Annotated in this window: 24 protein-coding genes; 5 read left to right on the top strand and 19 right to left on the bottom strand. The window is 40.8% G+C overall.

Annotated elements, in window-relative coordinates; translation table 11 throughout:
* Position 1: 1 nt before the first annotated feature.
* The 14 genes from P1X15_RS05680 to P1X15_RS05745 form a co-directional block, all read right to left on the bottom strand.
* Complete coding sequence (locus P1X15_RS05680; protein WP_277337178.1) at positions 2–469, bottom strand: SRPBCC domain-containing protein; 468 nt, start codon at positions 467–469, stop codon at positions 2–4.
* A 35-nt stretch (positions 470–504) separates the two neighbouring features.
* On the bottom strand, positions 505–828 hold the full coding sequence (locus tag P1X15_RS05685; protein ID WP_277337179.1) for a helix-turn-helix transcriptional regulator: 324 nt from the start codon (positions 826–828) through the stop codon (positions 505–507).
* Between the two features lie 159 nt (positions 829–987).
* Complete coding sequence (locus tag P1X15_RS05690) at positions 988–1,506, bottom strand: hypothetical protein (protein WP_277337180.1); 519 nt, start codon at positions 1,504–1,506, stop codon at positions 988–990.
* Between the two features lie 52 nt (positions 1,507–1,558).
* Complete coding sequence (locus P1X15_RS05695; protein WP_277337181.1) at positions 1,559–1,849, bottom strand: DUF202 domain-containing protein; 291 nt, start codon at positions 1,847–1,849, stop codon at positions 1,559–1,561.
* A gap of 45 nt (positions 1,850–1,894) precedes the next feature.
* A complete protein-coding gene (locus tag P1X15_RS05700) occupies positions 1,895–2,902 on the bottom strand; it encodes a hypothetical protein (protein ID WP_277337182.1) in 1,008 nt (335 codons plus the stop codon).
* A 7-nt stretch (positions 2,903–2,909) separates the two neighbouring features.
* Positions 2,910–3,197, bottom strand: a complete 288-nt coding sequence (locus P1X15_RS05705) for a hypothetical protein (RefSeq protein WP_277337183.1) — start codon at positions 3,195–3,197, stop codon at positions 2,910–2,912.
* Positions 3,198–3,369: 172 nt separating this feature from the next.
* Entirely contained in the window at positions 3,370–3,813 is a 444-nt protein-coding gene (locus P1X15_RS05710; protein ID WP_277337184.1) for a DMT family transporter, read from the bottom strand.
* A 122-nt stretch (positions 3,814–3,935) separates the two neighbouring features.
* A complete protein-coding gene (locus P1X15_RS05715; protein WP_277337185.1) occupies positions 3,936–4,526 on the bottom strand; it encodes a Crp/Fnr family transcriptional regulator in 591 nt (196 codons plus the stop codon).
* A gap of 57 nt (positions 4,527–4,583) precedes the next feature.
* Positions 4,584–5,387: a DUF2490 domain-containing protein gene (locus P1X15_RS05720; RefSeq protein WP_277337186.1), complete on the bottom strand. Its 804-nt coding sequence runs from the start codon at positions 5,385–5,387 to the stop codon at positions 4,584–4,586.
* 79 nt (positions 5,388–5,466) lie between these two features.
* Positions 5,467–5,907, bottom strand: coding sequence for an NAD(+)--rifampin ADP-ribosyltransferase (gene arr / locus P1X15_RS05725; RefSeq protein WP_277337187.1), 441 nt, complete (start codon positions 5,905–5,907; stop codon positions 5,467–5,469).
* Positions 5,908–5,920: 13 nt separating this feature from the next.
* Positions 5,921–6,373, bottom strand: a complete 453-nt coding sequence (locus tag P1X15_RS05730) for a MarR family winged helix-turn-helix transcriptional regulator (protein WP_277337188.1) — start codon at positions 6,371–6,373, stop codon at positions 5,921–5,923.
* 440 nt (positions 6,374–6,813) lie between these two features.
* Positions 6,814–7,782, bottom strand: coding sequence for a hypothetical protein (locus P1X15_RS05735; RefSeq protein WP_277337189.1), 969 nt, complete (start codon positions 7,780–7,782; stop codon positions 6,814–6,816).
* Between the two features lie 196 nt (positions 7,783–7,978).
* Positions 7,979–10,348 carry a TonB-dependent receptor gene (locus tag P1X15_RS05740; RefSeq protein ID WP_277337190.1) on the bottom strand — a complete coding sequence of 790 codons (2,370 nt, stop codon included), beginning with the start codon at positions 10,346–10,348 and terminating at the stop codon, positions 7,979–7,981.
* 412 nt (positions 10,349–10,760) lie between these two features.
* The gene (locus tag P1X15_RS05745; protein ID WP_277337191.1) at positions 10,761–11,234 is read right to left on the bottom strand and encodes a DUF456 domain-containing protein; all 474 of its coding nucleotides are present in this window, start codon (positions 11,232–11,234) and stop codon (positions 10,761–10,763) included.
* A gap of 204 nt (positions 11,235–11,438) precedes the next feature.
* On the opposite strand from P1X15_RS05745, the gene P1X15_RS05750 reads away from it, so the two are divergent.
* A complete protein-coding gene (locus tag P1X15_RS05750; protein WP_277337192.1) occupies positions 11,439–12,650 on the top strand; it encodes a saccharopine dehydrogenase family protein in 1,212 nt (403 codons plus the stop codon).
* A gap of 67 nt (positions 12,651–12,717) precedes the next feature.
* Here the strand turns inward: P1X15_RS05750 and P1X15_RS05755 are convergent, their stop codons facing one another.
* The 3 genes from P1X15_RS05755 to P1X15_RS05765 all read right to left on the bottom strand — a co-directional run bounded on the left by P1X15_RS05755 (position 12,718) and on the right by P1X15_RS05765 (position 15,388).
* A complete protein-coding gene (locus P1X15_RS05755) occupies positions 12,718–13,326 on the bottom strand; it encodes an N-acetyltransferase (RefSeq protein WP_277337193.1) in 609 nt (202 codons plus the stop codon).
* 12 nt (positions 13,327–13,338) lie between these two features.
* A complete protein-coding gene (locus P1X15_RS05760; protein ID WP_277337194.1) occupies positions 13,339–13,494 on the bottom strand; it encodes a hypothetical protein in 156 nt (51 codons plus the stop codon).
* A 130-nt stretch (positions 13,495–13,624) separates the two neighbouring features.
* Positions 13,625–15,388, bottom strand: coding sequence for an ABC transporter ATP-binding protein (locus tag P1X15_RS05765; protein WP_277337195.1), 1,764 nt, complete (start codon positions 15,386–15,388; stop codon positions 13,625–13,627).
* A gap of 197 nt (positions 15,389–15,585) precedes the next feature.
* Here P1X15_RS05765 and P1X15_RS05770 point away from each other — a divergent pair, with 197 nt between their 5' ends.
* The 3 genes from P1X15_RS05770 to P1X15_RS05780 are packed head-to-tail and all read left to right on the top strand — an operon-like array spanning position 15,586 to position 19,805.
* Entirely contained in the window at positions 15,586–15,867 is a 282-nt protein-coding gene (locus P1X15_RS05770) for a PqqD family protein (protein WP_277337196.1), read from the top strand.
* The gene (locus P1X15_RS05775; protein ID WP_277337197.1) at positions 15,842–16,534 is read left to right on the top strand and encodes a hypothetical protein; all 693 of its coding nucleotides are present in this window, start codon (positions 15,842–15,844) and stop codon (positions 16,532–16,534) included. The genes P1X15_RS05770 and P1X15_RS05775 overlap by 26 nt, the downstream gene beginning before the upstream one ends.
* Before the next feature lie 7 nt (positions 16,535–16,541).
* Positions 16,542–19,805, top strand: coding sequence for a C25 family cysteine peptidase (locus tag P1X15_RS05780; protein WP_277337198.1), 3,264 nt, complete (start codon positions 16,542–16,544; stop codon positions 19,803–19,805).
* Here P1X15_RS05780 and P1X15_RS05785 read toward each other — a convergent pair.
* Complete coding sequence (locus P1X15_RS05785; RefSeq protein ID WP_277337199.1) at positions 19,780–20,787, bottom strand: GSCFA domain-containing protein; 1,008 nt, start codon at positions 20,785–20,787, stop codon at positions 19,780–19,782. The two genes, P1X15_RS05780 and P1X15_RS05785, sit on opposite strands and share 26 nt — an antisense overlap.
* A 101-nt stretch (positions 20,788–20,888) precedes the next feature.
* Between P1X15_RS05785 and P1X15_RS05790 the strand changes: the two genes are divergently transcribed.
* Positions 20,889–22,310 (top strand): DUF5723 family protein, encoded by a 1,422-nt coding sequence (locus P1X15_RS05790; RefSeq protein ID WP_277337200.1) that lies wholly within the window; start codon positions 20,889–20,891, stop codon positions 22,308–22,310.
* 41 nt (positions 22,311–22,351) lie between these two features.
* Here the strand turns inward: P1X15_RS05790 and P1X15_RS05795 are convergent, their stop codons facing one another.
* On the bottom strand, positions 22,352–25,027 hold the full coding sequence (locus P1X15_RS05795; protein WP_277337201.1) for an ABC transporter permease: 2,676 nt from the start codon (positions 25,025–25,027) through the stop codon (positions 22,352–22,354).
* Positions 25,028–25,056: the final 29 nt, after the last annotated feature.

Below are 25,056 nucleotides of genomic sequence, written 5' to 3' on the forward strand. Positions count from 1 at the left end.
TTTATTTGATGGGGTTGAGGATAGATTGCAGTCGGTTGTGAGCCATATTGAGTCCTTGGGCAAAAGGTAGTTGTAATATCTGGTCGCGGAGCGCCACCGACTTGTAGATAATATGCATGGTGAGTTTGCTGGTAGTAGGCGAGAGAGCTTCAAACTCCAAAAATTCAAGTTGCGGGGCAAAAGGCGTATTTTCCATTTCAAACGTGCGTGTGATTTTTTGGTCTAGCACAAACTCATGAATGACGCCATTGGATCGAAATACTACATTTCCTTGCGGATTACTCGTTTCGAATTGGTAGCTACCATGTACCTTGCTTTCGAGTTTCAAGACCTTCGTCCCCATCCACTGTGCTACGATTTCGGGCTCCACATATGCTTTGAAAAGCAGCTCGACAGGAAGTTCAAATTCCCGCGTGATTGTCAACTCCTGTTTGCCGTCTTCGGCCTGTATTTTAGTTTTATGTATCATGGTGAAAATAAGCTAATTGAAAGAGAGTTTGCGCTCTATTGTTTTGTTTTGTAGGCTTGCATAATGGCTTCGAGTTTGTTGAAACGCTCATCCCACATTTGGCGAAACGGCTCAATAAAGTCAGCGACTTCTTTCATTTTCTTGGCATTGATGTGATAGTAAATTTCGCGACCGTTTTGTTGTTGTTGGAGGAGTTCGCATTCGGTCAGGATTTGTAAGTGTTTCGACACGGTCGGGCGAGCAGTATCAAAATTGGCTGCGATAGCACCTGCTGTCATGGATTGGGTAGCCACTAGCAGAAGGATAGCCCTTCGGGTAGGGTCGGCTATGGCTTGAAAAACATCACGTCGTAGATTCATTGTGTAGTCATTTGACTACAAATATATGTGTAGTTATTTGACTACGCAATTTTTTGCCCAAAAAAATTCTAAAGATTAAAAATGCCTTTTTACGTGGTAGGATTTCAATAGGCTTTTTGAGTTCAAAAAATATTTCCTTGAAGCTTACCAAAGGAGGCGTTATTGTATTTTTAAGTCTCCATATCCTTTCGCATAGATGTTTTTGGTTTTGTCATAAAAGGCATAATACAATCTGTACAATTTACCCGAAGTAAACGTAGAACTTGGAATGCTTAAAATAATCGAACTGTTACTAGAACGGAGTCTAACACTGGCTTGTTGGTATAATTTTATATCGGAGTCCACGATAATGTACTTCATAATTGTAGGTTTGGTGTTGGTTATTTGTAGCGCTACCTGCGAATTACAAGGGTTGGGATAAGCCATAATATCGCTAACCAAAGGGCTATCATTTTCGGTGGTATAATTTAGGGTATCTGCAAAGTCAAATTTTTCTATAATAAACTCAGGCCAATCACTTTCTATTTTCCAGTCGTCGGCATCAACTTGACTAGGAACTCCAAATATGTTACGAGACGTAATTCCGGAAATTTGGATTGTGGTGGGTGCTGGAGAGGAAGAGTTACAAGCCAGACATCCAAAAATAAGAAATATCAAAGAAGAAGTAAGCTGTTTCATGTTACTGTTTTATATAACCCAATTGAATATATGTTGACAATACTGTTTTAGGCTAGTGTTTGCTATATTCATCTTTATAATCCCCAATGTGCTTTTCGCATTCTAAGATTTTTTTGTGTTGAGTTCGGTAATTGAATACGCCCGCTACAAAAAGGATAAAAGAGATAAAAATAAAGACGTATTCTATCACACGCCCATAAGATACTTCTAGCAGATTGTTGATAGTCAGGCCTGCAACTAAGAAATACATAGAAGTCCGTAAGAAGGCTAAAAAAGTAGTCTGATTGGACAGGATTGTTCTTTGAAACGCTAGTTTTTCTCGCAAAATCAGGTCTTTGTTCATCGTAAAAAAGCTCAGGCAGTAGAAAGTGACGCCTAAAGATACAAATTAGTCGGCCAACTTACCCATGGTAAAAGGAGGGAAGGAATCCCAAGTGAGTCCCAAGGCGACTTGGTGCCCTGAATCAACAAATCGAAAATTATAATTATCATGCCCATAAATGTATGAAAACATAAAACCCATTCCTTTGGAGTTTTTAAAAGGAAAAACCCGAACAATAGTTTCTAAACGAAGAGGAGTAACAGAGGCATGAGGGCGATGAATACACTCTATATTTTGCTTGATGACATAGCGCTTTTGGGTGTCTTTCTCAAACACCTTCATAAACTCATAGCTTCCCAAAAATCGATGTCGGCCATAAATCTTGATGTCGTTGTCGGAGTAGCCGCCAAAATTAAAAACACCCCAAAATAAATCGTGATAAAGCACATAGCCTAGGCTAAATGAAGATGTTTGTTGGGGGAGATTGTCATCGTCGAGGTGATTGATTCGGTAGTTGAGAATCAATTCGGAAAGGTTGGTGGAGAAGTTGGCGTTTTTTCGGTTCAAGATCTCCGATAGTTTTGTGTGAGACGTAATGGTTCGATAAATACTATCACTCTCTGGTGAACCGTCGGCGTACAGTTCGGAGAAGGCGCTACCATCTTGACCATTGGAATAATGCCCACTTTCAAAAGAAAAACTTACAAATTTGGCTTTTTGGGCATCAACAGGTGTAAGCCTATACATATGCTGAGTTCCCAATAAAATCCTGTAAGAAGGCATCCGAACGGGTAGCGAATTGCTAGTATAAATCCGAACTTGTGGCCTAAAAGACACATACCAAGCTTGCGTATGTGTTTTGGTGTTTATATGCTTCAAAAAATCATTGAACAAACTGTATCTGACAATTGGATTGGCATCAAGTAAGATTGATTCTTGTTTGGTATAAGAACTCATCAAACGAATATAGGCCTCTTCGCTGATAGGGTAAAACTGAACGTAGTCATTGAAGCTTTTTTGACCAAAGCTTCCCATGCTAACAAGTACGAAGGTGATAAACAACAGGTTTTTCATTGGTGTTTTACTCTAAAAGTATGTGTTTGATTTCGTCCACAATATCACTATCTATGTTGTTTGACTTAATTTCGGAATTGTCAGAATTATGATTGTGAAAAAATACAAAACTGATGCCTGCGTTTCTCAATGCCTTAATCACCTCGGCTGTATTGAGTTTGGAGTTTGTTTCAAGATAATACAGCCCATTGAACAAGATAAAAGAGACCTGATGACTACTCAAAAGTTGCTCTACCGTAGTTTGAGTGGGTATATCTAGGTTTACCACGGTCATGATATTTCCGTATTTAGCCATGAGTGAAAAATTGGAGAAATTTGATAACTTACGAATCAAGTGCAAACCTCTCAAGATACTCTTTTTTAGGGAGAAATGAGCTGTATCACCACAGCTACTTAGTCGATAATGGGGTGCAAAAAGATAACATCTCTACTAAGATTTTTGTGGGGTAGATATTGTTTTATCGGCTTCAAAACTTCTTCATCATGATTACTCCTCCCACAATCAGCGCTAGACCTATGATTCTTCCTACACTGATAGATTGTGGTTGTGCACCCATAATTTGAAAATGTTCCATAAGCATTGATATCAACAATTGCCCTGTCACTACTAATCCGAAAGTCAGACCAGGGCTAATTTTTGGAAAAGCTAATACAATCACAGTCACATAAAAAGCTCCCAAAATTCCACCCGCCCATGCGTAGGTAGGAGCCTCTCTGATGCCTTTCCAAGATATATTTTGAGAGGTTAAGAATATGTAAGCCACTAATGCCAAAACTCCAATGGCAAATGAAATCATAGAAGCATGGACAGGACTCCCGCCTGTTTTTGCTAATTTGTTGTTCATGCCCGCTTGCATAGGCAAAAATGCCCCCGCTACAAAAGCTAATATAATCCAGATGACGCGTTCCATATTGCTTATAATTAGAAGTTTAATACAAGGTGTATTTCTATAACACCCTTTTGATAAAGCAAAAGTCGGTCTTACATAGCGGCTAAAAAATGAACTAGCTTAAGAAATAAAGTTGAAGCAGTTCAACTTTTGCAGTTAAGTTTGTGATTAAGAATTTTAGAGAGAAATTCGGTAGACATACCGAGATAGGAAGCGATAATATACTGTGGTATTTCGTTGACAAATTGGGGATATAGCTTTGCAAAGTTTTCGTAGCGTTCTTCGGCCGATTGGGTGAGATTAGCGATCAATCGGCGTTGTTGGGAGGCAAGGCCCCGCTCGGCGATGATTCTAAAGAAGGTCTCAAATTTTGGATTGGCAGCTTTAAGTTTTTGTTCGTTTTCGTAGCTCAGTTGTAGCACGGTACTGTTGGAAATAGCCTCCACAAACAACGTGGCAGGCTGCTGATAGATATAGCTGTTGTAATCTGTAATCCACCAGTCTTCGATAGCAAGCGCAATGGTATTTTCTTCGCCTTTGTGATCCATAATAAACGAGCGAAGTGCTCCCTTTACTACATAATAGCGATACTTTGCCGTAAACGTTGGTTGAATTGCCAGTTGTTTTTTGCGGAATATCTTAGCCTGAAAAGCCTCACCAAAAACCGCCGCTTCCTCGGTAGTTACTTCTACTTTTTGTTGCAGAAAATGTATTATTTTTTCGGTGGGTAGCATGGAAAAAATTGATTGGTTGTGTTAAGCAAACAGCCCTTTTGGATGAAGAGAAGTTACTTAGGAGCGATGTTTGGGGCGCTTAAATGGGTTTTGGAAAACCACATCAAAAGCAGCATAATGAACCGACAGCGGAGAACTTACGCCAATGATATTGTTCATGTAGCCCATACTAAAAACCAAAGGGATTTTGGGCGGAGATAATGAATAATACAACGAAAACCTGCTCTCACGATATTTAAAGTTTGTCCAAGCATTGGTGGCTGTTTTTTTACTTACGGCAAACAAATACTCTGAACCCGCAATAAGGCGATGGATTTTTTTTGCATCTAAGTTGAAAGTGACTTGCAATCGAAACCGTGAACGCAGCTGTAGTATTTCGTCTAGGTTTTTAAAATGGGTTGTATAAAATTTCCTAAACTCTTGTCTAAGGGTAGGGGTGAATTTTATCCGTGATGTTTGTAGTAAGTAGGAAAGCCGGCTATATACCCTAAACTCTTGTTCTAAGGGTTCATTATCGTGGCTGTATGGCGGCTTTTCGAGATACTCGTCTTGGCGGCGATAGCTAAGTGCTAAGGAATATTGCCAATGAGGGTGAAACTGATGATAAAATTCTTGATTGATGACAATAATCGCTGGTTTATAGAAAGGGTCAAAATTGTCAGGATTACTTTTTCTTCCTAGCCCAATATACGACATAGATTGCCAACTTTTGTTTTTAGTTGTGTCTAAATCTTGACGGATTCCAATGGCAAACCATTCGGCGGTGTGGGCAGTGCCTAAGCCCGGAGGACTGATTTGAGCCAAGCATCTCGTAAAACCCAATACTATTAGAAATCCATAAACTAAGAAGTATTTTTTCATTAGTATAAAATTGTTAACTGTAAAAACTTTCTTAAATAGCAGACCCAGCCTATAAACAACTGGAAAATAGGACTACTCATTAATCTTCAATGGCTTCGATACCTTGTTCTTTAAGCCTTTGGAGACTTTGCTTCATGGTGCTGAGCTGTTCGGGGGTGTGGCCTTGCCATTCTGTCACTTCGCCTACTACTTTAAAAGGGCTCAGTGAGCGGTACGATTTAGTTGGATTGCCAGGAAATTTTTTATCAGTCAGGTTAGGGTCATCTTCAATAGAGCCAGTAGGTTCTACGATATAAATCCGCTCCCGTCCTTCCCCTACAGCCAGTTCGGCACCCCAAATAGCGGCTTCCAAAGTGGCGGTGAGATAAATATACTTTGCTTTGTTTCTTTTTCCATAATTGGAATGAAACCCCACTTCAATCAAATCGCCTTGCTTCAAATCTGCTTTTGTACCGTGATAATATACTGGCAGTTTATCATCATTGGTGAGTTCTTTTGACACATTATTGCTGTTTATCATGGTCTTCCAGGGGTTATGGATTAAACTTGTTTTTTGTCTCTTTCATTAGCTCTATACTTTGGCCCAAGTAAGAAGCAATAACCGCTATTTCTTGCTCCGAAAAGGTCGCAATTAGATTTTCGGTTTGTTGTTGGAATTCTTTATAAAAAGGTTCTAGAAGGGCAGTAATTTTTTGAGTATCCGGTACAATCAATACTTTTCTTCTGTCATTTTTATCAAATTCCCGTTTTACAAGTTGTTTTTTTTCAAACCTATCAATAAGACCTGTCACTGCTCCTGTACTAAGACCCGTCAGTTTGGCGAGTTCGCCCGCGGTGAGGCTACCTTTTTGCAGAAAAAATCCTAGGTATTTATGGTCTGTTCCAACAAAACCAGCGCTACGGGCAATCGTTTCGTGCAGTTGCAGAGATGTGTAAGCGTATTGTTGGCTGATTTTCCTTACTTCTAGGATTTTATTAATTTTCATAATGTATCTTAGCGTAAAAGTATCTTAGTGGCAAAGATAAAATAAAAAAAATGCTAGCTCAAAAAAAATGGAGAAAATTGGGTAAGAAGTTGAGGGGGAGGAAGGCAAGTTTACTTGTCGCTTATAAAATCGCTAGATAACTCCATAAAGGTAAGACTGCATTTCCAACAAATTTGTTGTTGGGCATGGCAGTGAGTAAACAACACCACTAATAGAGCGAAAAGCATTTTTTTCATGATAGAATAGGGTGAGAGGTGGCAACTCGTAAAGGTGTGGTGTTTTGAGGTAAGGCTACTTAAGTACTCTTGCTGATTAAAGATACTGAAGTTTCTCGTCTTGCAGTAAATAGACGACTTATTCGCCGCAAATTTGCGGTGTTTATGATGGCTATTCACCGCAAAGGGGTTAGTAGTATAAAGGATAGGGAAAAGCGGCGGAGGTCATTCTTCGTTGGTGGGAATATGTTTTTCGCGGCAATAATTGTCAACTTCTGTGTCATTTTTGAAGTAGCCGTCACAAAATTCTTCCAATTCTTTTTCTGCTCCTGCCACGTATTTTTCATTAGCAGTCATTAGCTTCTCGGTTTGTTCGATAAACCTTTCAAAGGCTTTGTTTATCTTACAAAGTTTGTCGATTGTCTTAAAGTCCAACTCCCGAAAAACAGAAGGATAAAGGACTTTACTTTGATAAGGGTTGGCGTTTAGTTTAATAATCCCAATTCCAAACGACTGATTAAGTCGTGCCATTTCTTCATTTAGACTGTCGCGAAATTCAAATGCTACTAAATAGCCGTAATTTGCCCAACTCGAATTTGAAACTGCTTGAAAAAATGCCTTCTTCAGTTCGCTATCGCTATTAATTTCTCTTTTAAGCTCATAAGAACTGAGCTTAAAAGTATCGACTCGATTGATAGATTTTAAAAGATTTTGACTTGCTTTCGTCTGCAAATTCAAGAACTTAATCCCGACCATATCGGGATGCGTCCAAATCTGATTACTGTCTTTTCCGTTTGATTGTTCGTGAAAGATAGTCTTTGAATAAGTATCCGTATTTTTGAGATAACTACTCAGAAGTTTATGTAAATCTCGTTCTTCGTAGGTCTCTAATTTATTGACTTTGGTGGGCTTTGTGGTGGATACTTCGGTATCACCACTCAAAATGTCAATCCCAATGTTTTGTTCGTTTTTTGTCAAGTAATAATAGTAGGTACCGTTAGGCTGTTTAATACGTTTTACCCTAGTGTCTTCGTTGCGGATAAAGTCACCTAACTGGGCCGAAATCGTAGCGGCGGGCGTTTTTCCGGCAAATTCATAATAGCTGTTTTCAAGAATATGCGTACAAATTTCAATTGAATTTGCCAGCTTATTTAAGTCGTCTAAACTTTTTAAAATCGCTTCTTTTATTGTCATTTGAGGGATAAGTAGAAGTTATGTAGATCAAAGGTTGATATATTATTATTATTATGTTTCCATAGCAATGCAAATGTATAATTAATTTTTACCCCTACGCGACAGCAAATGCCATTTGATTTTTGAGAAGAAAGGATGAAAACAAAAAAATCAGCCCTGTATGGAGCTGACTTAGAAGGTATAGGAAGCAAAAAAATTAGAATTCGATGCGGTAATTGAGTACCGGAATAAGGGGTAATTGATAAGCGGTGCGAATATCTTTGATGTTGTCATCGTAGTACCGTCCAAAGATATTTTCTCGATTGGTTACATTTTGAATATCAAGCGATAACGTACCCGTAAAGCCGTTTTTGTTGCGTTTCCAACTTATCCGTATGTCTGAGCGGAAATAGGCGTTCAAAGTCTCTTCGTACATTTGGTTTTCGAGGTACACGGTTTGACCTTTTTGACGCGAAGCCGCTAAATCAATAGGCGTATCCCTAAAACCACCGATATAAGTCAGTTTGCCGTTGATACCGAGTACATTGTTTTTCTGGCGACCTACGAGCCACTCTTTACCGATGAGGAAATTGGCCGCCGAACCTACGTCAAAACGCGTACTGCGCCATATGTTGTCTGAGCCGCTGTACTGCGAGCGGAAGATTGAGCCACTGAAGAGATAATAAAAGTTGTTTTGCAGGAAACGCTCCAACGTAAACTCCAATCCGTAGTTACGCCCTTTGCCTTTGTTGGTCAGGGATTTGGTTTCGAAGGCATCCATCGAATTGAGTAAAGAAAAAGAATTGCGGGCATCGGCACTGACCGGTACTCCATACAGCGACTGATAGTAGGTCTCTACTTTGATACGCGTGTATTCATTGAGGAGGCGGTCGTAAGAAAGAACAAAGTGCTGCGCTTTGGTGAAATCAATGTTACGATTAGGATAATTGACGCCCGTTTCGGGATTGCCATTGGAATAAAAATACAGTCCAATTGGGTGCATTTTGCTGTGTATTCCATACCCAAATGCGATAGATTGACCAGCCGCTAAGTCCCATTTGAGCGAAGCTCGTGGCTCTAGAGAGCGGCTTTGGTTGAGCAAAAGGGCTAGGGTATGAACGCCTAGATTGGCCGTTAGTTTTTCAGATAATTTATAATTGGCCTGCACAAAAGCCTGAATAGTAGTGGTTTGGCCTTTTGATTGAATGAAGCGTTCTAATTTTTGGGTGTCGCTTTCCCAAGCTTCTTTAAACAAATCATAAGAGTGATGCGTCCAAATCGCTCCCGCCCGAAGCGCCATTCGAGTGTTTACTTTGTAGTTGATGGTACTCGAAATGGCCATTTTGCGAAGAGAATAATTTTCGTTGTAGCGAAGTTCGGAGATATAATCGTTGTTGAATCGATGCTGACGAAAACCATTATCGTAGGCCGAGTACAGAGCTACCGTTTTCAAGAAAGCTTTGGGGCCGAGATTGATAGCGTGGGTCATTCCCCATGCCCCTGTATTGGATTTAAAGTTTTCGTCAAAACGTTTGCCGCCTTCTGTCTGCCAAAGTGTAGAGTCGGCTTTTCCTTCCCAGAGCGTGCTGCTTAGGCCTCCAAAGCCAAACAAAGTGAATTTGCCCCATTTTTGGGTAGGCAATGAGATATTGTAAGAAATATCCTGAAAACGCTGTGCGGCATCTCCTACGGGTACGCCTATACGCCCCAGTAAATCGAGGGTAGAATAGCGATAATTGATGAGATAGGAGCCTTTATAATTTTTGAAGAAAGGGCCCTCTGCAGCTACATCTAGCCCCAACAGTCCGGCTTGAAAGGTATATTCGCGTTTTTGATTGTTGCCTTTGCGAAGTTTGAGGTCAAATACTCCCGATAAGGCATTGCCATATTCTGCCGGAAAAGCACCCGTCATAAAGTCGGAATTGGATAGTACTTGGGCACTCAAAATAGAGACACCTCCGCCTGCTGCCCCCAAGCTCGAAAAATGGTTAGGATTTGGAATATCAATACCTTCCATACGCCAAAGCAACCCACTCGGCGCATTTCCCCGAATAACGATATTGTTGCCACCGTCGTCGCCCGAAATCACTCCTGCAAAGGCGGTTGCCATACGGGCGGGGTCGTTGATAGCCGCCGCGTAGCGTTGGGTTTCTTCTACCGAAAAAGTACGCGCACTTACCGCTGCCATATCATTGAGGGGTTTGTCTTTTTCGACGGTGGGTTTGATAGTAATTTCAGAAAGCTGTGTAATGTCTTCTTCCATCCCTGCATTGATAATGAGTTCTTTGCCTGCATTAACTACTACGTTGCTCAGGGTCAACTCTTTATAGCCCATATAAGTAATTTTGATAGTTTGGCGGCCGATAGCTACTTGCGAAAATTGGAAAGTGCCTTCAGTATCGGTGATAGTGCCTTTGAGTGGTAGCGAACCTACCAAAATGACAGAAGCACCAACGATAGGTATTTGTAAATTTTTATCAACCACTACCCCACGAATGGTTTGGGTGAGTGTTTGTGCATGGGCCGATTGAAATAAGAAAAATACAGAAACAAGAAAAAGGAACCAGTATTTGGCAGAGGTTTTCATGGATATACGATTGTTTTGCATGGCTGTTTTTTGACAAAAAAATACTGTGTCGGAGGTGTGAGCCTTCGCGTAGGTATTTAGTGATAAAATGTTTGATGAATAAAAAACTGATGTTGGATACTATTGAATAAAGGTCGCCTTTGTCACAGACCCAACATCAGGGAATTAAGTACATTGAAAGTGTTGTTTTATTTGAATTCTTGGCGGTTTGAGAATAAGACACCCTAACTCATCGAAACCCCTATGAGAAACTTTAAAAAATAGAATAAAATAAAATTTGGTTTTGTGAATACATAGCTATATGCTTTAGGCCATAAGCCATAAGCAATATTTGCATACTCCATGATAAAAACCTCGCAAAAAATGCTTATTGCTTACAGCTTATTGCCTAGGGCTAAATAGTTACTGTGCTTTAAAGAAAGGCGGCAATGGCATAGCCTATCATCACTAAACACAAGATGACTTTCATGGTAATTCCGCCCAAAAAACCTAAAAAAGAACCAAAAGCTGCTTTGAGGGCTTTGTCGGCAGCCATACCACCGATGAGTTCGCCAATGAGGGCACCTAAAAACGCTCCCAAAAATATCCCAATAGCGGGGACAAAAAAGAAACCTATCAATAATCCGACCGTTGAGCCCCATGCGCCGTAGTTGGTGCCACCAAATTTTTTGACTCCCCAAATCGGCACATAATAATCCAATACACTGATAATGAGGGTGACGATTCCTAAGGTGTAAAGTGTAAACTGACTAAACTCGGCGTATTTACTAAAATGCAAACACAACAATCCCACAAAACTCAAAGGCGGGCCAGGAAGGGGGAGCACTGCTCCTGCTAGTCCTACAAGCAAGCCTGCAATTCCCAAAATAAGCAGTAAAATATCCATAAGTGAAGTAGGTCGATGATAAGAGGCTTTCCAAGTTTTAAGTTATAAATAGCAGCCAAAACTTGGAAAGCCTTGGTTGGCTCTTTACAAAATCTATCCTCAAATAACACAAAAAACTAGCACGAATCGTATCTTTGCCCACTAATTTTTGAGTGACCTAAAATTAATCATCACCGAACCACAAAATCACAAATAAAGGAAGAGATGTCAAAAGTCCTAATCATTGGAGCTGGAGGAGTAGGGGGCGTAGTGGCACACAAATGCGCCATGAACTCGCATGTATTTACTGAAATCATGCTGGCTAGCCGCACCAAATCTAAATGCGATAAAATTGCCCTTGATATTCAGGCAATGCACGGGGTGGAGATTCAGACGGCAGCGGTAGATGCTGATGTCGTACCCGAATTGGTTGCACTTATTCAATCTTTTCAACCCAAAATGGTCATCAATGTGGCTTTGCCCTACCAAGATTTGACCATTATGGACGCATGTTTGGAAACGGGTGTACACTATTTGGATACTGCAAACTACGAGCCAAAAGACGTAGCCAAATTTGAATATAGCTGGCAATGGGCTTACAAAGAGCGTTTTGAACAAGCGGGACTCATGGCGCTTTTGGGCTGTGGATTTGACCCAGGCGTAACACAGGTGTTTACAGCTTATGCCAACAAGCATTACTTCGATGAAATGCACTATCTTGATATTATCGATTGTAATGCCGGAAATCATGGCAAGGCGTTTGCGACCAACTTCAACCCCGAAATCAACATTCGTGAAATCACACAGCCGGGTCGTTATTGGGAAAATGGTGCTTGGGTGGAGATTCCTGCCATGAGTATTCATAAGCCGATTGACTATCCGGGTATTGGCCCCAAAGAAAGCTATGTGTTATATCATGAAGAGTTGGAGTCGCTGGTCAAAAACTTTCCAACGCTCAAACGCGCGCGTTTTTGGATGACTTTCGGGCAGCAATATCTGACACACTTAGAAGTACTCCAAAACGTAGGAATGACGAGTATCGCTCCTATCAAGTTTCAGGGTATAGATATTGTTCCGTTGGAGTTTTTGAAGGCGGTATTGCCTCCGCCAGATTCGCTCGGCGAAAACTACACGGGGCAGACTTCGATCGGTTGTCAGATCAAAGGCGTCAAAGACGGAGCAGAGGCGACTTATTATGTATGGAACAACTGCGACCACGCCGAATGCTGGAAAGAAGTAAGGGCGCAAGCCGTAAGTTATACTACGGGCGTGCCAGCGATGATTGGGGCAATGCTCATGCTCACCCATCCTGAGTGGATGAAAGCGGGGGTTTGGAACTGCGAAGAGCTTAATCCTGATCCTTTTATGGACTTACTCAATCAGCACGGATTGCCTTGGCACGAGCAGGTCAATCAGCCTTTGCCACACGAATATTAATCAATAAAATGCCTAACTCTGGCGACGCTTGTGGCGTCGCCAGAGTTTTTTTAAAAATATCAGGGAATTATTCTTCTTGTTCCTCAATCTTAAGTAAGATTAAGTCAAAATATAGTAGTCTAGTTTTTAATGGTTTATCCAATGGTAAATTCATTGCTTCTTTTTCTTGTTCCTCGGTACTAAATAAAGGCTCGAAACCATTATTTGTATAATAAAGAAGTGGTTTGGGTGTATTATAGGAGTCAACAACGATAAACCGACAACCTGTTTTATTTCCTGGATGAACAAACCAAGATTTTATGAAATCCATTAAGTCGGAGCCTACTCCCAATCTTCCAAAATTTTTGTTGACCCCAAGTCTTCCAATCAACACAGAAGGGTAGCTTCTTGTCTCTTTTTCACGTGGTATACGTTTTGTTACTTTCTTTTTTCGAGAATTTGGCAGTGTCTGGACTTTGATACTGTCATTAGAAATCGTAAAGGCGCATACTATTACTTTTGGGTTTTCATCTAGAGTGAAGCAATAGCTCTTACCCAATAATTCAGATGTGTATTTGATTACATCTTTGGAGAAAAATCCGTTTAAATCGGAGTTGCCACAGTCAAAAGGCTCACAAGAATCTAAAATCTCTTGGTTGTAGGGCTTAAAGGTGCATTTTTCTAATAGGAATCCCACCTTGAGCAGATTTTATGACTTAGCCTTAGCAAGTATTTTATTAGAAATAGATACTTTTTTTGAAAAGTCTACACTTGCTCTATTGGCAATATTTTTTTCAATCTTCTCATTAAAAGTAGATGCCGCTTCTTTTTTCAATACGGGTATGTTTTTAATTGCGGTTGCCATAGTTGTTATATTTACATTGCAAAGATAGAGGATTAATATTTATAACAACAATGGAGGATAAAACGAGCTCAATCTATCCGCTAGACTGAGTTTTAGTTTCTCTGAATGTTTTTGTTGTTAACCTCTCTTTTTAGTTCACTACTTCCTTATACTGCATTCGGTAGAGATTGGCATAAAAACCTTCGTGGCTTAGCAATTGCTCGTGAGTGCCTTTTTCTTGGATCTCCCCTTTGTCTAGTACCACAATCTGGTCAGCTTTCTGAATAGTACTTAAGCGGTGGGCAATCACCATTGCCGTGCGGCCTTTCATGAGTTTTAGGATAGCATTTTGGATGAGTTCTTCGGTTTCGGTATCTACCGACGAAGTAGCTTCGTCCAAAACGATGATTTTGGGGTCATGTACCAATGCTCTTACAAACGAAATCAACTGACGTTGCCCTACTGAAAGTGTAGCACCGCGCTCCATTACATTGTAATCGTATCCTCCGGGAAGTTTTTCGATAAATTCATGCGCACCTACGAGTTGCGCCGCTTCAATGATACGAGCGCGACTAATGCTCGTATCACCTAAGGTAATATTGTTGTGAATCGTATCCGAAAACAAAAAAACGTCTTGTAAAACTACCCCAATTTGTTTCCTCAACGCGCCTAGCTCATAGTTGTGGATTTCGACGCCATCTACCAAAATCTCGCCTTTATTAATGTCATAAAAACGACTTAGGAGATTAATAACCGATGATTTTCCGGCACCAGTGGCACCCACAAACGCAATAGTTTCTCCCGATTTTACCTCAAAAGAAATATCTTTCAATACGTAATTATCATCGTTGTAAGCAAACCACACGTTTTTGAAAGAGACATCTCCTTTTAGATGTTCTGAAACATAAGTGCCGTTGTTGACAGTATAGTCGTCGCTATCGAGGAGCTTAAGGATGCGGTCGGTACTTACGATGCCCATTTGGAGGGTATTGAAGCGATCGGCTAGCATTCGTATCGGCCTGAAAAACAGGTTGATAAAAATAATAAAAGCCGTGATAGTACCGAAAGTGACATCGTATTGAATAACTTGGCGAGCACCATACCACACAATCAGCCCTGTAGCGGCAGCAGCGATAACATCGGCTACTGGATAATATACCGAATAGTACCAAATAGAACGGATGTTGGCGTCTCTATGGACACCGTTGATTTGTTTAAACTTCTGGTATTCTATTTTTTCGGCACTAAATATCTGCACGATATTCATGCCGGTGATGTGTTCTTGAACAAAAGAATTAAGGTTAGAGACAGCCGTTCGGACTTCGTTGAAAGAATCTTTGATTTTTTCTTTAAAAATATAAGTGCTTATCAACATAAAGGGTACCGTTGCCAGACTTATCAAAGAAAGTCGCCAATCGGTATAAAACATCACCCCAATAATCAATATCAATTGTAAAATATCTCCCGCTACGGCAGCCATACCATCGCTGAATACGTCCGATAGTGTTTCTACATCCGAAACTGTACGGGTGACGAGCCGACCAATGGGGGTGTTGTCAAAGAATTTGAGGCGAAGATTGAGGATTTTTTCGTAGAGCTGAACTCTGATATCTCTAATTATATTTTGACCCAACCACCCTGCCAGATAGGTATTAATAAATTGAAAAATGGCTTGTAGAAACAATACCAGAATCATCCAAAGTAGCATAATAGCCAAGCCATTGTAATCGCCTGCTGCAATCTCATTATCTATCGTATAGCGAATCAAAAGAGGACTGAGAGGAGACAATGTCGCACTTATCAAAATGATAGTTACAAGGGCATAAAATTGCTTTTGATAAGGCCTAACAAAAGTGTACAGACGGCGTAAGGTAGGAAGGTCAAAAATTTTACCGCTTTTCTTTTCTTCGTTCATGCGTAGAGATATTATGCATACAACAAACACCGAAACCGAAAAGAAAGTTGAGATTAGGTCTTATTTTCTTCTTCAAAATACGAAGGAAGGTCAAACAATTTACAGAAAAAGAGAAGCTTTTTGATACCAACATCAAACGAAGTCGTCTAATGAATGATAGATCTAATTCTGAAAATCTGGTTTTCAATGCATTTAGTATGAAAATAAACTTAACACAAGTCTTTCGGCTCTCTGCCCAGCAGGTATCGTCGACCCTAGAAAACGAAACCGTAATCCTTGATTATGAAAGAGGTATCTATTATACTTTAGATGAAGTGGGGACATTTATTTGGAAAATGCTTCAACAAAAACCGATGACTATTGCCGAATTAAAATCGGGTGTTTTGGCAGAATATGATACAGATGAAGCTATCTGTGAAAATGATATTTATGAACTACTTAAAGCACTTTTGCATGAAAAATTGCTGGAAAAAGTATAGCACCCTAGGACTATTGGTGGTGGGAGTGATAGCGTGCCATTCGCCTACGGTGGAGATGTTTAGACCGCAAGACTATGTAAACTATCAGGTAGGACAGTACCGCATTTATGAAATAGAGGAGGCTTATTATGCAGTGAACGAAGCGCCCAAAATTCGCCATTTTCAGCAGAAAGAAACTACCATAGCTTTATCTGAAAAAGAAACCTATCAGCTCATTGAAATCCAGATAGCCGAGCGAAAAGATAGCAGCCAACCTTGGCAAACCGTGGGATATGAGTTGCTGAAATGGTATCCAGATAAACTTTTACGGCAGACTACCGAAAATGTGTTTCAGGAATTAGTATTTCCCATACAAGCGAAACTTGAATGGCCTTATGAGCTATGGACTTCCCAGCCTCCTCGTGCTCAATACAATATGCTAAAAACCTCTTATCAAGTTAGTGCCAAAAACTACGAACATTGTATAATGGTACAATTAGATGATGAAGCATCTTTATTATCACTTCGCCGAAAATTTGCGGTGTTTGCTCCCTATGTGGGTTTGATATATCGTCAAAATACCGATTTGAATTATTGTCAATCTTCTGCTGACTGTATCGGGAAAGACAAAATTGAGTCGGGGTATCGTAAAGAAAAGAAGCTTTTAGTAATGAGCCAACACAAATAATCTTTCTATGCCAAAACATCTACTATTGTTTTATATCCTCTTTGCAAGTTTGGGGGAAAGAGGAGCAATACACGCTCAAACATTACGATATGGTAATGAATGGATTCGTTTTCAGCAGCCTTATTTTAAATTTCCCATTGCCCAAAATGGTATTTATCACCTTGATTATAAGGTGCTTTTAGAATCAGGATTGCCATTGGACACCCTACAAGCCAAATACCTTCAAGTGTTTCATCATGGTCAAGAAATTGCACTTTATAAAACAACACAGGGTCTTTTGAAAGAAGGTGATTTCTTAGAGTTTTATGCAAAAAAACGAGACGGAACTTCAGACTCTCTCTTATACTCGCCTCCTAGCGCTATGCCTCATCCGTACTACAGCCTTTTTTCGGATACGACTTATTATTTTTTGACGGTGGGTAATGAAATAGGTAAAAAGATAAAACAGACTTCCTTCAATCCTAATCATGCTCATAAACCAGAACCTTATCATCGGGCTAGGGAGCGTTTTTTGTATACTGACGAATTTTCATTCAACACTTTTACCGGGCCGGTGCCTACTTATCAATTGAGTAGCTTAGACAAAGGAGAAGGAATGACGGGAGTACGCCGAAAAAGTGATACTACCTATGTTCAACGTTTTGAATTATCTGACTTTGTTCCTGCGCTCGATCAAAAAATCACCGTTGATTTTATCCTCAATGGTCGGAGCTTCTTAGCGCGACAACTTACGGTCGGGATAACCAATGAAGTACAACAATCAGCGGTAGATACTTTTTCTCTGACTGGTTTTGAGCATCAGCAAAAAAAGTTTGCTTTGTCCATATGGGGGACAGTAAAAGAACTCAATTTTACGACCCATTCCACATCTTCCAATAAAGCAGATGCTTATTCGCTGAGTTTGTTGGAAATTACTTATCCCCAAAAATGGATATACAATGGGCAAGAAAAGATATTTCATACTCGTCCCAATCCAACCGATACATCTTGGGTGATAGGAGAAGGCAATAGTCAGCAAATAAGGGCTTTTTATGACATAACCGACGAGAATAACCCTCGCCAAATCCCCTACCAATCGTATGGAAGTGGTTGGAGTGCATTGATACCTAGTACCCAACTCCCACGTAGGCTTCTGATGACTGATAAAATCCTGAGTGTTGGAGCATTAACGCCTGTTAAGTTTGAGGAAATAAAGGCAAAGAATGCTGATTACATAATGGTATATCATCCTCGGCTCAAGCAAGCCGCAAATGCTTATGAAGCTTACCGAAAAAGTAAAGAAGGAGGAGGTTACAAAACATTGTTGCTCAATATTTACGATTTATATAATCAATTCAATTTTGGGGAACATAGCCCATTGGCGATTAGACGAATGGCCGATTTTGTGTTACAATTTTCTGGAGCAGAGCCTTATTTGCTACTACTAGGCAAGGCTTATTCAGCCTTTGATGTGAGGTCTCGCCTCGACCAATTAGACCTGGTACCCACAGTAGGTTATCCTGCTTCTGACCAATTACTCACTAGTGGGCTTGGCGACGCAGCGACCGAAGTCCCTGCTTTTTTGACAGGCCGTATCCCTGCTACTACCAATGAGCAATTGAATGACTATCTACAAAAATTAAAATATTATGAACAAGCACCTTTTGAACTTTGGCGCAAAAAAATACTCCACCTTTCAGGGGGAAGCAATAGCTATGAGATAGGCCGTCTAAAAGCTAAACTCAGAACCCTGCAAGGTATCGCTGAGAGTTCGTATGTAGGTGCGCACGTAAGAGTGTTATCAAAACAGCAACTTGAGTACATAGAAGCGGCGCCAATGGTGCAAGATGTAAATGAAGGAGTGGGATTTATGAGTTTTTTGGGACATTCATCGGCCAATAATACCGATTTTAACATTGGAGAAATTTCCGATAAAAGTCGGGGCTATACCGAAAATCAGAAATATCCGATTCTTTTTTTCAATGGGTGCAGTTATACCAATGTTTTTCGGAATGCTTCTTCCCAAGCCATTGATTGGCTTTTTACCCCTCAAAAAGGAGCTATAGCCGTAGTAGGTCAGTCGCATCAAAATGACCTAAGTGCGATTGAAAAATACATGGAGATATTTTATAAATTACAGTTTCAGCATCCTGATTTTTATGTACAATCGCTAGGAAAAATACTAAAGCAAGCGGCCCAACGCATCAGTGAAAACAATCCTAGTTTTGTAGATATAGTGAATCTACAAGAAATGTTGATACTTGGCGACCCTGCGGTGAGTGCTTTTTTGATTAAAAGGCCTGATTATCAATTGCAAAAGGTTTTTGTAGAAAGCAATAACACAAATCAGCCTTTGGCTGCGGCAGCTACTTGGAGGGTAGGAGTAGTGGTGACGAATGTAGGAAAACACGAGCCAAACATTCCTCAAAAATACGTTTTGACTATCAAAGGAATAGATGTTTATGATTTTGTGTTAACTCCTACGGCCAACGTAGATACCTTATATTTGGAAATTAAAAACGAAAAAAATAGCCCTAAACTTGAATGTTGGATTGATAGCAAAAACCAAATTGAAGAACTGAATGAGCAAAACAATGCATATGTTTTAAGCTTAGACCCCGAAATATTAAGAGCCGAAAGTATTTATCCTCCCAACATTGGAGATGCTATTCGACCTTTGTTGGATATTACAGCCAATAAACGTCCTTTTGCCAATGCCGTTGAGATGGCAGAAGGCAGTGTACTTCATTTTGTTTTACACGACAATCGCCCACTTTTTTCTTCTACAGATACCGCCAAAGTGCAGGTAGAGATACGTCAGAAGTGCAATCAGTGTGTGTTTGAGCGGCAGTCGTTACACTTGGAGTTTTTGAGAGTAAACAATGAATTACAGTGGTCGATGCTTTTGTCTTTACTACCAGGAGAGTACGAAATGAGGTTACAAGCCACCGATTTATCTGGCAACGAAGCCTTTGTGATACCTTTGGTACTTTCATTTTCTATCATTGGAGGGGCTTCACAAGCTGAGGTACTAACCTATCCCAATCCATTCGATAGCTATGTGATTTTTAAGGTTACAAATTCTTCAGTAATGAAATATGACAAGGCTCTTCTCCAAATATTCAATCAAGAAGGACAGCTACTAAGTGAAGAAAATCAGGCTCTTTTATACCCGTCTAATCTTATTTATTGGAAGGCTCCTTTAAATGCTCCTGCTTTGATGTATTATCGCATCTTGCTTCAAAATAAAGAACAACAGCAGGGGTTTATGGGAAAATTGATTCGTCATTAGGGGTTAGATTGTACAATCGTTTTTTTACCTCTTCTATTTCTGTTTGTACGTCGATTTGAGAAGAGAGTGAGGTGAGTTTTACTAAAAGCTTTTCTAAAAACTGACGATGAGCACTCGTATTGGGTTGTAGCGGGCGATGTGCCAAAGCTTGCTGTATCTTCTGCCATTCGAGCACAAATTTTTTTAAATCTTCGGAAAAATAAACATCAGAAAACTGATTGAAAATATACGTTTCGGCTAGGTCAGATGGATGAATTAGGTCGGATTTGTAAAATCGATAATCTCGTAAATCGTCAAGCAATAGCTCGTAAGCTGGAAAATAATCTACATAAGACAACACCTCGCTCAAAAAGTGACACGCCAATCGAAGTACTGATTTGCTGACGGCATTGAGCGGGAGCGTATCGCGCGTGTGTCGTACAGGGCTGACGGTCAAAACGACGCGTAGACTGGGTCGTAAAACCCGTATTTGCTCCAATACTTCTGTAAGTTCGTTGGTACAAGCTTCAACACTTAAGAGTTCTTTTTTGAAAAACTTACCCGGCGTTTTATGACAGTTGGCCACAATTTGATCAGTTTCCAAATGCCGATAAACATAGGCGGTACCAAGCGTAATAATAAGAACGTCTGTTTTTTGAAGCCATTGATATACTTCATTTAAGCGCTGCTGAGTAAAATTTTGAAGTTGGTTTTTTGAACTCGCCCAAATCGACGAATGGAAATCGTAATGAAACCAGCTTTCTTGTTGCAAAAGATATAACTCCTCCTGAGGGACTTGTTTTTGGAAGGCTTGTTTGAGAAGTTTACTTATTGAAATCGGATTGAAAATGGTACCAAAAGGGTTGACCAACACCGGAAGTTTGTTGTGATACAAACGGCTCCCAATCACATCCGCAAAACACGAACCTATGGTCAGAAGGGCCGTTGAACGCGTAATAGAATGGGGGCTTGAAGTAAGATTGAGTTCGGTACGAAAGTCCATATCAGAAAACACTATTTATTATTTGGCATCATTTAAAGAAAAGTTTTGCTCAATTTTGGCATAATTTTCGTTTTCTCTAAAACAGCACTGAACTTACTTTCATGAAATCTATTCGGAATATTGGCTTTTTGGTAATTTCGATATTGAGCCAACAAATATATGCACAGCAGTTTATCGGACAACATAGCAGCAACTATGCGGGTATCAATCGGGCTACTTTCAATCCTTCGGCCATCGCTGGGACACGTTATAGATACCACCTCAATTTGATTTCTTTCAACGCCACTGTCACCAATCGCTACTTTAAATATTTTCGGAGTGATGCTTTATTTCATCCTTTCAAGCACCCTTACACCGAAGCAGATATGTATGGGAAATCTAAGTTGACGGGGTCGCTTATTGAAGGCGAACAACTTAATCTTTCTGCCGAGCTACGTACGCCTTCGGGTTATGTAGGTTTGGGAAGAAACAACTGGCTTGTGGTGGGATTTCAGACCCGGATGCGGGGTTTTGTGCAAGGGTCAGGTGTACCGTCGGTGATTTCGCAAGTCTATACCGACCGCCTCGATTACGGCCTTAACAAACCCGAATCAGGCAGTTTTAAGGATTTTGTGGTCAATCAACATTCATTTTTTGAAACAGGGGTGACTTTCGCAGCCATGCCCGTGCGCCTAGAAGGTATCGCTCGCCTGAAAGTAGGAGCTACGCTCAAAAGGCTGTCGGGAGCGAGAAATGTATTTTTGAATATAAAAAGCGCAAATTATCAATTACGTCCGCTCAATCAGGAAGAATATGTGCTCGATTTGTCGAACGTAAATTATGAATATGGTTATACCCAACCTGTCCAATCTTTCAGTTTGGGAAGCTTGTTTTCTTCTGCCTATGGCTCAGGTGCAGCGGTAGATTTAGGTGCGACTTTAGAGTTGGGACAAATCCAAGACCATGCCCAATATCGCGCCAATTATATCATCCGAATTGGGGCGGCGCTTACAGACGTAGGAAAGATTACTTATCCTAAAGGTGGAAAAGTATATGCAGGGACTGTCAATAAATTGACCGTTAATCAGGCTCGCATTATTGATATTGGTAATAATTCTTCTAAAAATCTCGAAACTACTTTTGGGAAATCAGACCCGAAAGAATACAGCTATGAAACGCACCTGCCTAGTATGCTCAATATGGATGCAGATGTGCAGTTTGCAAAGTCATTTTTTGTGAATGCTACTTGGATGAAACCGGCCAATAGCGGCAAACTCCCTTCGTACCTTTATCAGCCCGAAGTGTTTAGCCTTACGCCTCGTTTTGAAGGAGAAGACGTGGAGTTTACGCTTCCTATCAGTTGGATTAAAGGAAACGACAACCCCACGATTGGCTTCTCCGTACGATTTGGCCCCGCTTATATTGGATTTAGCAACTTTGGCGCTTTGGCGAGTCGAAGTGTGCAGCCAAGAGGCTCATTGGCTTATTTTGGTATTCAACTCTGGAAACTTAACGAAAAAGCTTTGACCAAACGAAAAAAATAAGGGAACCCTTTTGGTTTGTCATGTGATGATTGGCTTAGGTATCATTCACTTCGAAGGCTTTTCACGGGGTTCAACGAAGCGGCCTTGATACTCTGAAAACTAACCGTAAGCAATGTAACAGTCAAAGTCCCTACGCCCGCCAAGGCAAAAATCCACCACGACAATTCGGTGCGAAACTCGTATTTGGTCAACCAATCTTGAAGAAAATAATACGCAACGGGGGTAGCGATAACAAAAGCAATAAGCACCAAATACACAAACTCTTTCGACAACAATCCCCAAACACTCAGCACCGAAGCTCCCAAAACCTTGCGTACGCCAATTTCTTTTGTGCGTTGTTCGGCGGTAAAAGTAGCCAAACCAAACAGCCCAAAACAAGCAATCAAAACCGCTAAAAAAGTAGAGACGCCAATCAGTTTTGCGGTTCGTGTCTCAGCGTCATACGCTTGCGCCAGCGTTTCATCTAGGAATTTGTACTCAAAAACGTGGTTTGGGTAGGTCGCTTTCCACGCTTTTTCAATATGAGCCAAGGCAGCCTGCATGGTTTCGAGCTTATCACTGGACAACTTGATTCCCGCTTGGTAAAAATTGTTGGGAATCACTTGATAGACCGTTGGGTCAATTTTTTGGTGTAACGAATTGACATGGAAATTTTTCATAACGCCAACTATCGTAGCAAACTCCTGGCCGTCACCATAATATACCTTTTGTCCAATGGCATCGGCGGGTCGGTTGATACCCATTCGATTTAGGAACACCTCATTGGCAATGATTTTGAAAGATGTTGACGATGTATCACTGTCGCGCAGGTTTTCTCCCGCCAATAGTTGAATACTGTAGGTAGAAAGAAAATTCGCATCTGCCATTTTCATTTGAGTTTTGATAGGAATGGCTTTTTCACTTTGTCGGTATTCCATGTTTTGCATCCAATTGCTTTCCGCCGAAGCACTGTTAAAGGAAAAATTAACCTCCTTTATCTTCGGCGACTCTGCAAGACGACTGCGCAACAACTGCAACTTGGCAGAGCTATTATCTGGTAATCCGACCGTCACAATGGCCGATTTATTAAACCCTAAGTCGGCATTTTGGAAAAAAGCCAATTGGCGATTGATGAGTAATGCACTGCTAATCAACATCAATGAGATCGTAAACTGAACAACCACCAAGCCTTGACGAAGGGTAAAAAGTGGTTTACCTTGCGCAAAAGGGTTGTTTTTTAGCGCCCAGATAGGTGCCATACCCGACAACCGAAAGGCGGGATAAATACCTGACAATAGAGCGGTTATAAACACCAAACCGACAATAAACAGCGCCATTTGCCACGTAAACAAATCAAAAATAGTAAGAGGAATCGACAGCGTATCATTCACTAACGGCAAAGAAAGCTGAGCAATCAAAACGGAGAGCAGAGCCGCACAAAAAGTAATTAACCCCGCTTCTGTTAAAAACTGATATACCAGTGACAAACGATTGCTCCCCACTGCTTTACGAACACCCACTTCTTTGGCGCGCTTAAACGCCTGAGCCGTAGTTAGGTTGATAAAATTGAAACAAGCAATCAACAATACAAACAAACCAATATAGGACAAGGTCTTTAGCAAGGCAACATTAGCCGTTCGGCCGCTCATATTACTGCTATAATGCAGTTCAGACAAAGGATTAAGCACAAAACGCTTGTCGGGCAATGCCTCTTTTCCTATGTATTTCAAAACGATCCTTGAAAATCGTTGGGTTAGTTGCTCGGGGCGAAGGCCATTTTTCAACAACGCATACACCTGAAAATTATCCCCCCAGCCATTCCATTTATTAAGGTCAAAGCCTGGGTCAGTATTTTTGATGGTTGCAAACGAAACCAACATATTGAATGGAAAACTACTGGTCGTGGGAGGGTTTTCCAACACACCCGCCACTTGCAGGTCTTGCTTGCCGTCCAGTTGCAGGGTTTTGCCAATGACGTCGGTTGTACCAAAGTATTTTTCGGCATACGCTCGACTCAGCACCACGGTGTTGGGTTGCGACAGCGCGGTGCGTTCACTGCCACCTACCCACTGATAATCAAGCAAATGAAACAAATCATTATTGGCAAACACAACCGATTCTTTGAACTGTTTATCAGAAGTAGGAACAGAAAAGGTCTTCCCCCAAACTTTAAACAGCGGCACTACCAACTCTGCCTCGGGAACGTCATTGCGCAGGGCATTTACCATGCCTGTATATGTACCCGGATAAATATGTTTTTCTTTTATATTTTCCGTTTCAACCCGATAAATGCGGTTGCCGTTGGTGTGGTTTTGGTCGTAACTGGTTTCGTGTTTGATCACCAAAAACAACACAATGCTACATGCCATTCCCGCCGCTAAACCAGCGATATTGATAAAAGAATACCCCTTACTTTTAACGAGGCTTCGGAAGGCGATTTTAAAATAATTGCGTATCATGGCTGGAGTGAGAAAAAAGGGTTGAGGATATTGTTTCGGTTGTCTTTTAAAGAAAAAGGGCGTCAGGTAATGCAGCACTGCCCACGTATATTCCCACTTGGCACGGGCAATGCCCACCTGTTCGACTCGCTTTTGAAAGATTTCGTACAAGTCGCCCTGCAAATCTTCACGTAGGTGCGGAGCTACAAACCAGTCCAACAAACGAGCGGGCCAACGTGGTGGCTCCACAGGAGCATTGGGGCGGTTTTGAGTTTTAAATTGTCTTTTTTGGATAGCCATAACCAACTGTAAACGGTAAACTCCAAACT

The sequence above is a fragment of the Runella sp. MFBS21 genome (genome assembly GCF_029433105.1).
In the GTDB taxonomy this organism is placed as follows: Bacteria; Bacteroidota; Bacteroidia; order Cytophagales; family Spirosomataceae; genus Runella.

Bases quoted from the DNA above. Each gene is read 5' to 3' on its own strand.
- P1X15_RS05730 (WP_277337188.1), bottom strand. From the start codon at position 6,373: ATGAAAATTAATAAAATCCTAGAAGTAAGGAAAATCAGCCAACAATAC.
- P1X15_RS05785 (WP_277337199.1), bottom strand. From the start codon at position 20,787: ATGGACTTTCGTACCGAACTCAATCTTACTTCAAGCCCCCATTCTATT.
- P1X15_RS05770 (WP_277337196.1), top strand. From the start codon at position 15,586: ATGAAAATAAACTTAACACAAGTCTTTCGGCTCTCTGCCCAGCAGGTA.
- arr (WP_277337187.1), bottom strand. From the start codon at position 5,907: ATGATAAACAGCAATAATGTGTCAAAAGAACTCACCAATGATGATAAA.
- P1X15_RS05760 (WP_277337194.1), bottom strand. From the start codon at position 13,494: ATGGCAACCGCAATTAAAAACATACCCGTATTGAAAAAAGAAGCGGCA.
- P1X15_RS05705 (WP_277337183.1), bottom strand. From the start codon at position 3,197: ATGGCTAAATACGGAAATATCATGACCGTGGTAAACCTAGATATACCC.
- P1X15_RS05790 (WP_277337200.1), top strand. From the start codon at position 20,889: ATGAAATCTATTCGGAATATTGGCTTTTTGGTAATTTCGATATTGAGC.
- P1X15_RS05745 (WP_277337191.1), bottom strand. From the start codon at position 11,234: ATGGATATTTTACTGCTTATTTTGGGAATTGCAGGCTTGCTTGTAGGA.
- P1X15_RS05735 (WP_277337189.1), bottom strand. From the start codon at position 7,782: ATGACAATAAAAGAAGCGATTTTAAAAAGTTTAGACGACTTAAATAAG.
- P1X15_RS05680 (WP_277337178.1), bottom strand. From the start codon at position 469: ATGATACATAAAACTAAAATACAGGCCGAAGACGGCAAACAGGAGTTG.
- P1X15_RS05720 (WP_277337186.1), bottom strand. From the start codon at position 5,387: ATGAAAAAATACTTCTTAGTTTATGGATTTCTAATAGTATTGGGTTTT.
- P1X15_RS05710 (WP_277337184.1), bottom strand. From the start codon at position 3,813: ATGGAACGCGTCATCTGGATTATATTAGCTTTTGTAGCGGGGGCATTT.
- P1X15_RS05715 (WP_277337185.1), bottom strand. From the start codon at position 4,526: ATGCTACCCACCGAAAAAATAATACATTTTCTGCAACAAAAAGTAGAA.
- P1X15_RS05700 (WP_277337182.1), bottom strand. From the start codon at position 2,902: ATGAAAAACCTGTTGTTTATCACCTTCGTACTTGTTAGCATGGGAAGC.
- P1X15_RS05690 (WP_277337180.1), bottom strand. From the start codon at position 1,506: ATGAAACAGCTTACTTCTTCTTTGATATTTCTTATTTTTGGATGTCTG.
- P1X15_RS05780 (WP_277337198.1), top strand. From the start codon at position 16,542: ATGCCAAAACATCTACTATTGTTTTATATCCTCTTTGCAAGTTTGGGG.
- P1X15_RS05750 (WP_277337192.1), top strand. From the start codon at position 11,439: ATGTCAAAAGTCCTAATCATTGGAGCTGGAGGAGTAGGGGGCGTAGTG.
- P1X15_RS05765 (WP_277337195.1), bottom strand. From the start codon at position 15,388: ATGAACGAAGAAAAGAAAAGCGGTAAAATTTTTGACCTTCCTACCTTA.
- P1X15_RS05685 (WP_277337179.1), bottom strand. From the start codon at position 828: ATGAATCTACGACGTGATGTTTTTCAAGCCATAGCCGACCCTACCCGA.
- P1X15_RS05740 (WP_277337190.1), bottom strand. From the start codon at position 10,348: ATGAAAACCTCTGCCAAATACTGGTTCCTTTTTCTTGTTTCTGTATTT.
- P1X15_RS05695 (WP_277337181.1), bottom strand. From the start codon at position 1,849: ATGAACAAAGACCTGATTTTGCGAGAAAAACTAGCGTTTCAAAGAACA.
- P1X15_RS05795 (WP_277337201.1), bottom strand. From the start codon at position 25,027: ATGGCTATCCAAAAAAGACAATTTAAAACTCAAAACCGCCCCAATGCT.
- P1X15_RS05775 (WP_277337197.1), top strand. From the start codon at position 15,842: ATGAAAAATTGCTGGAAAAAGTATAGCACCCTAGGACTATTGGTGGTG.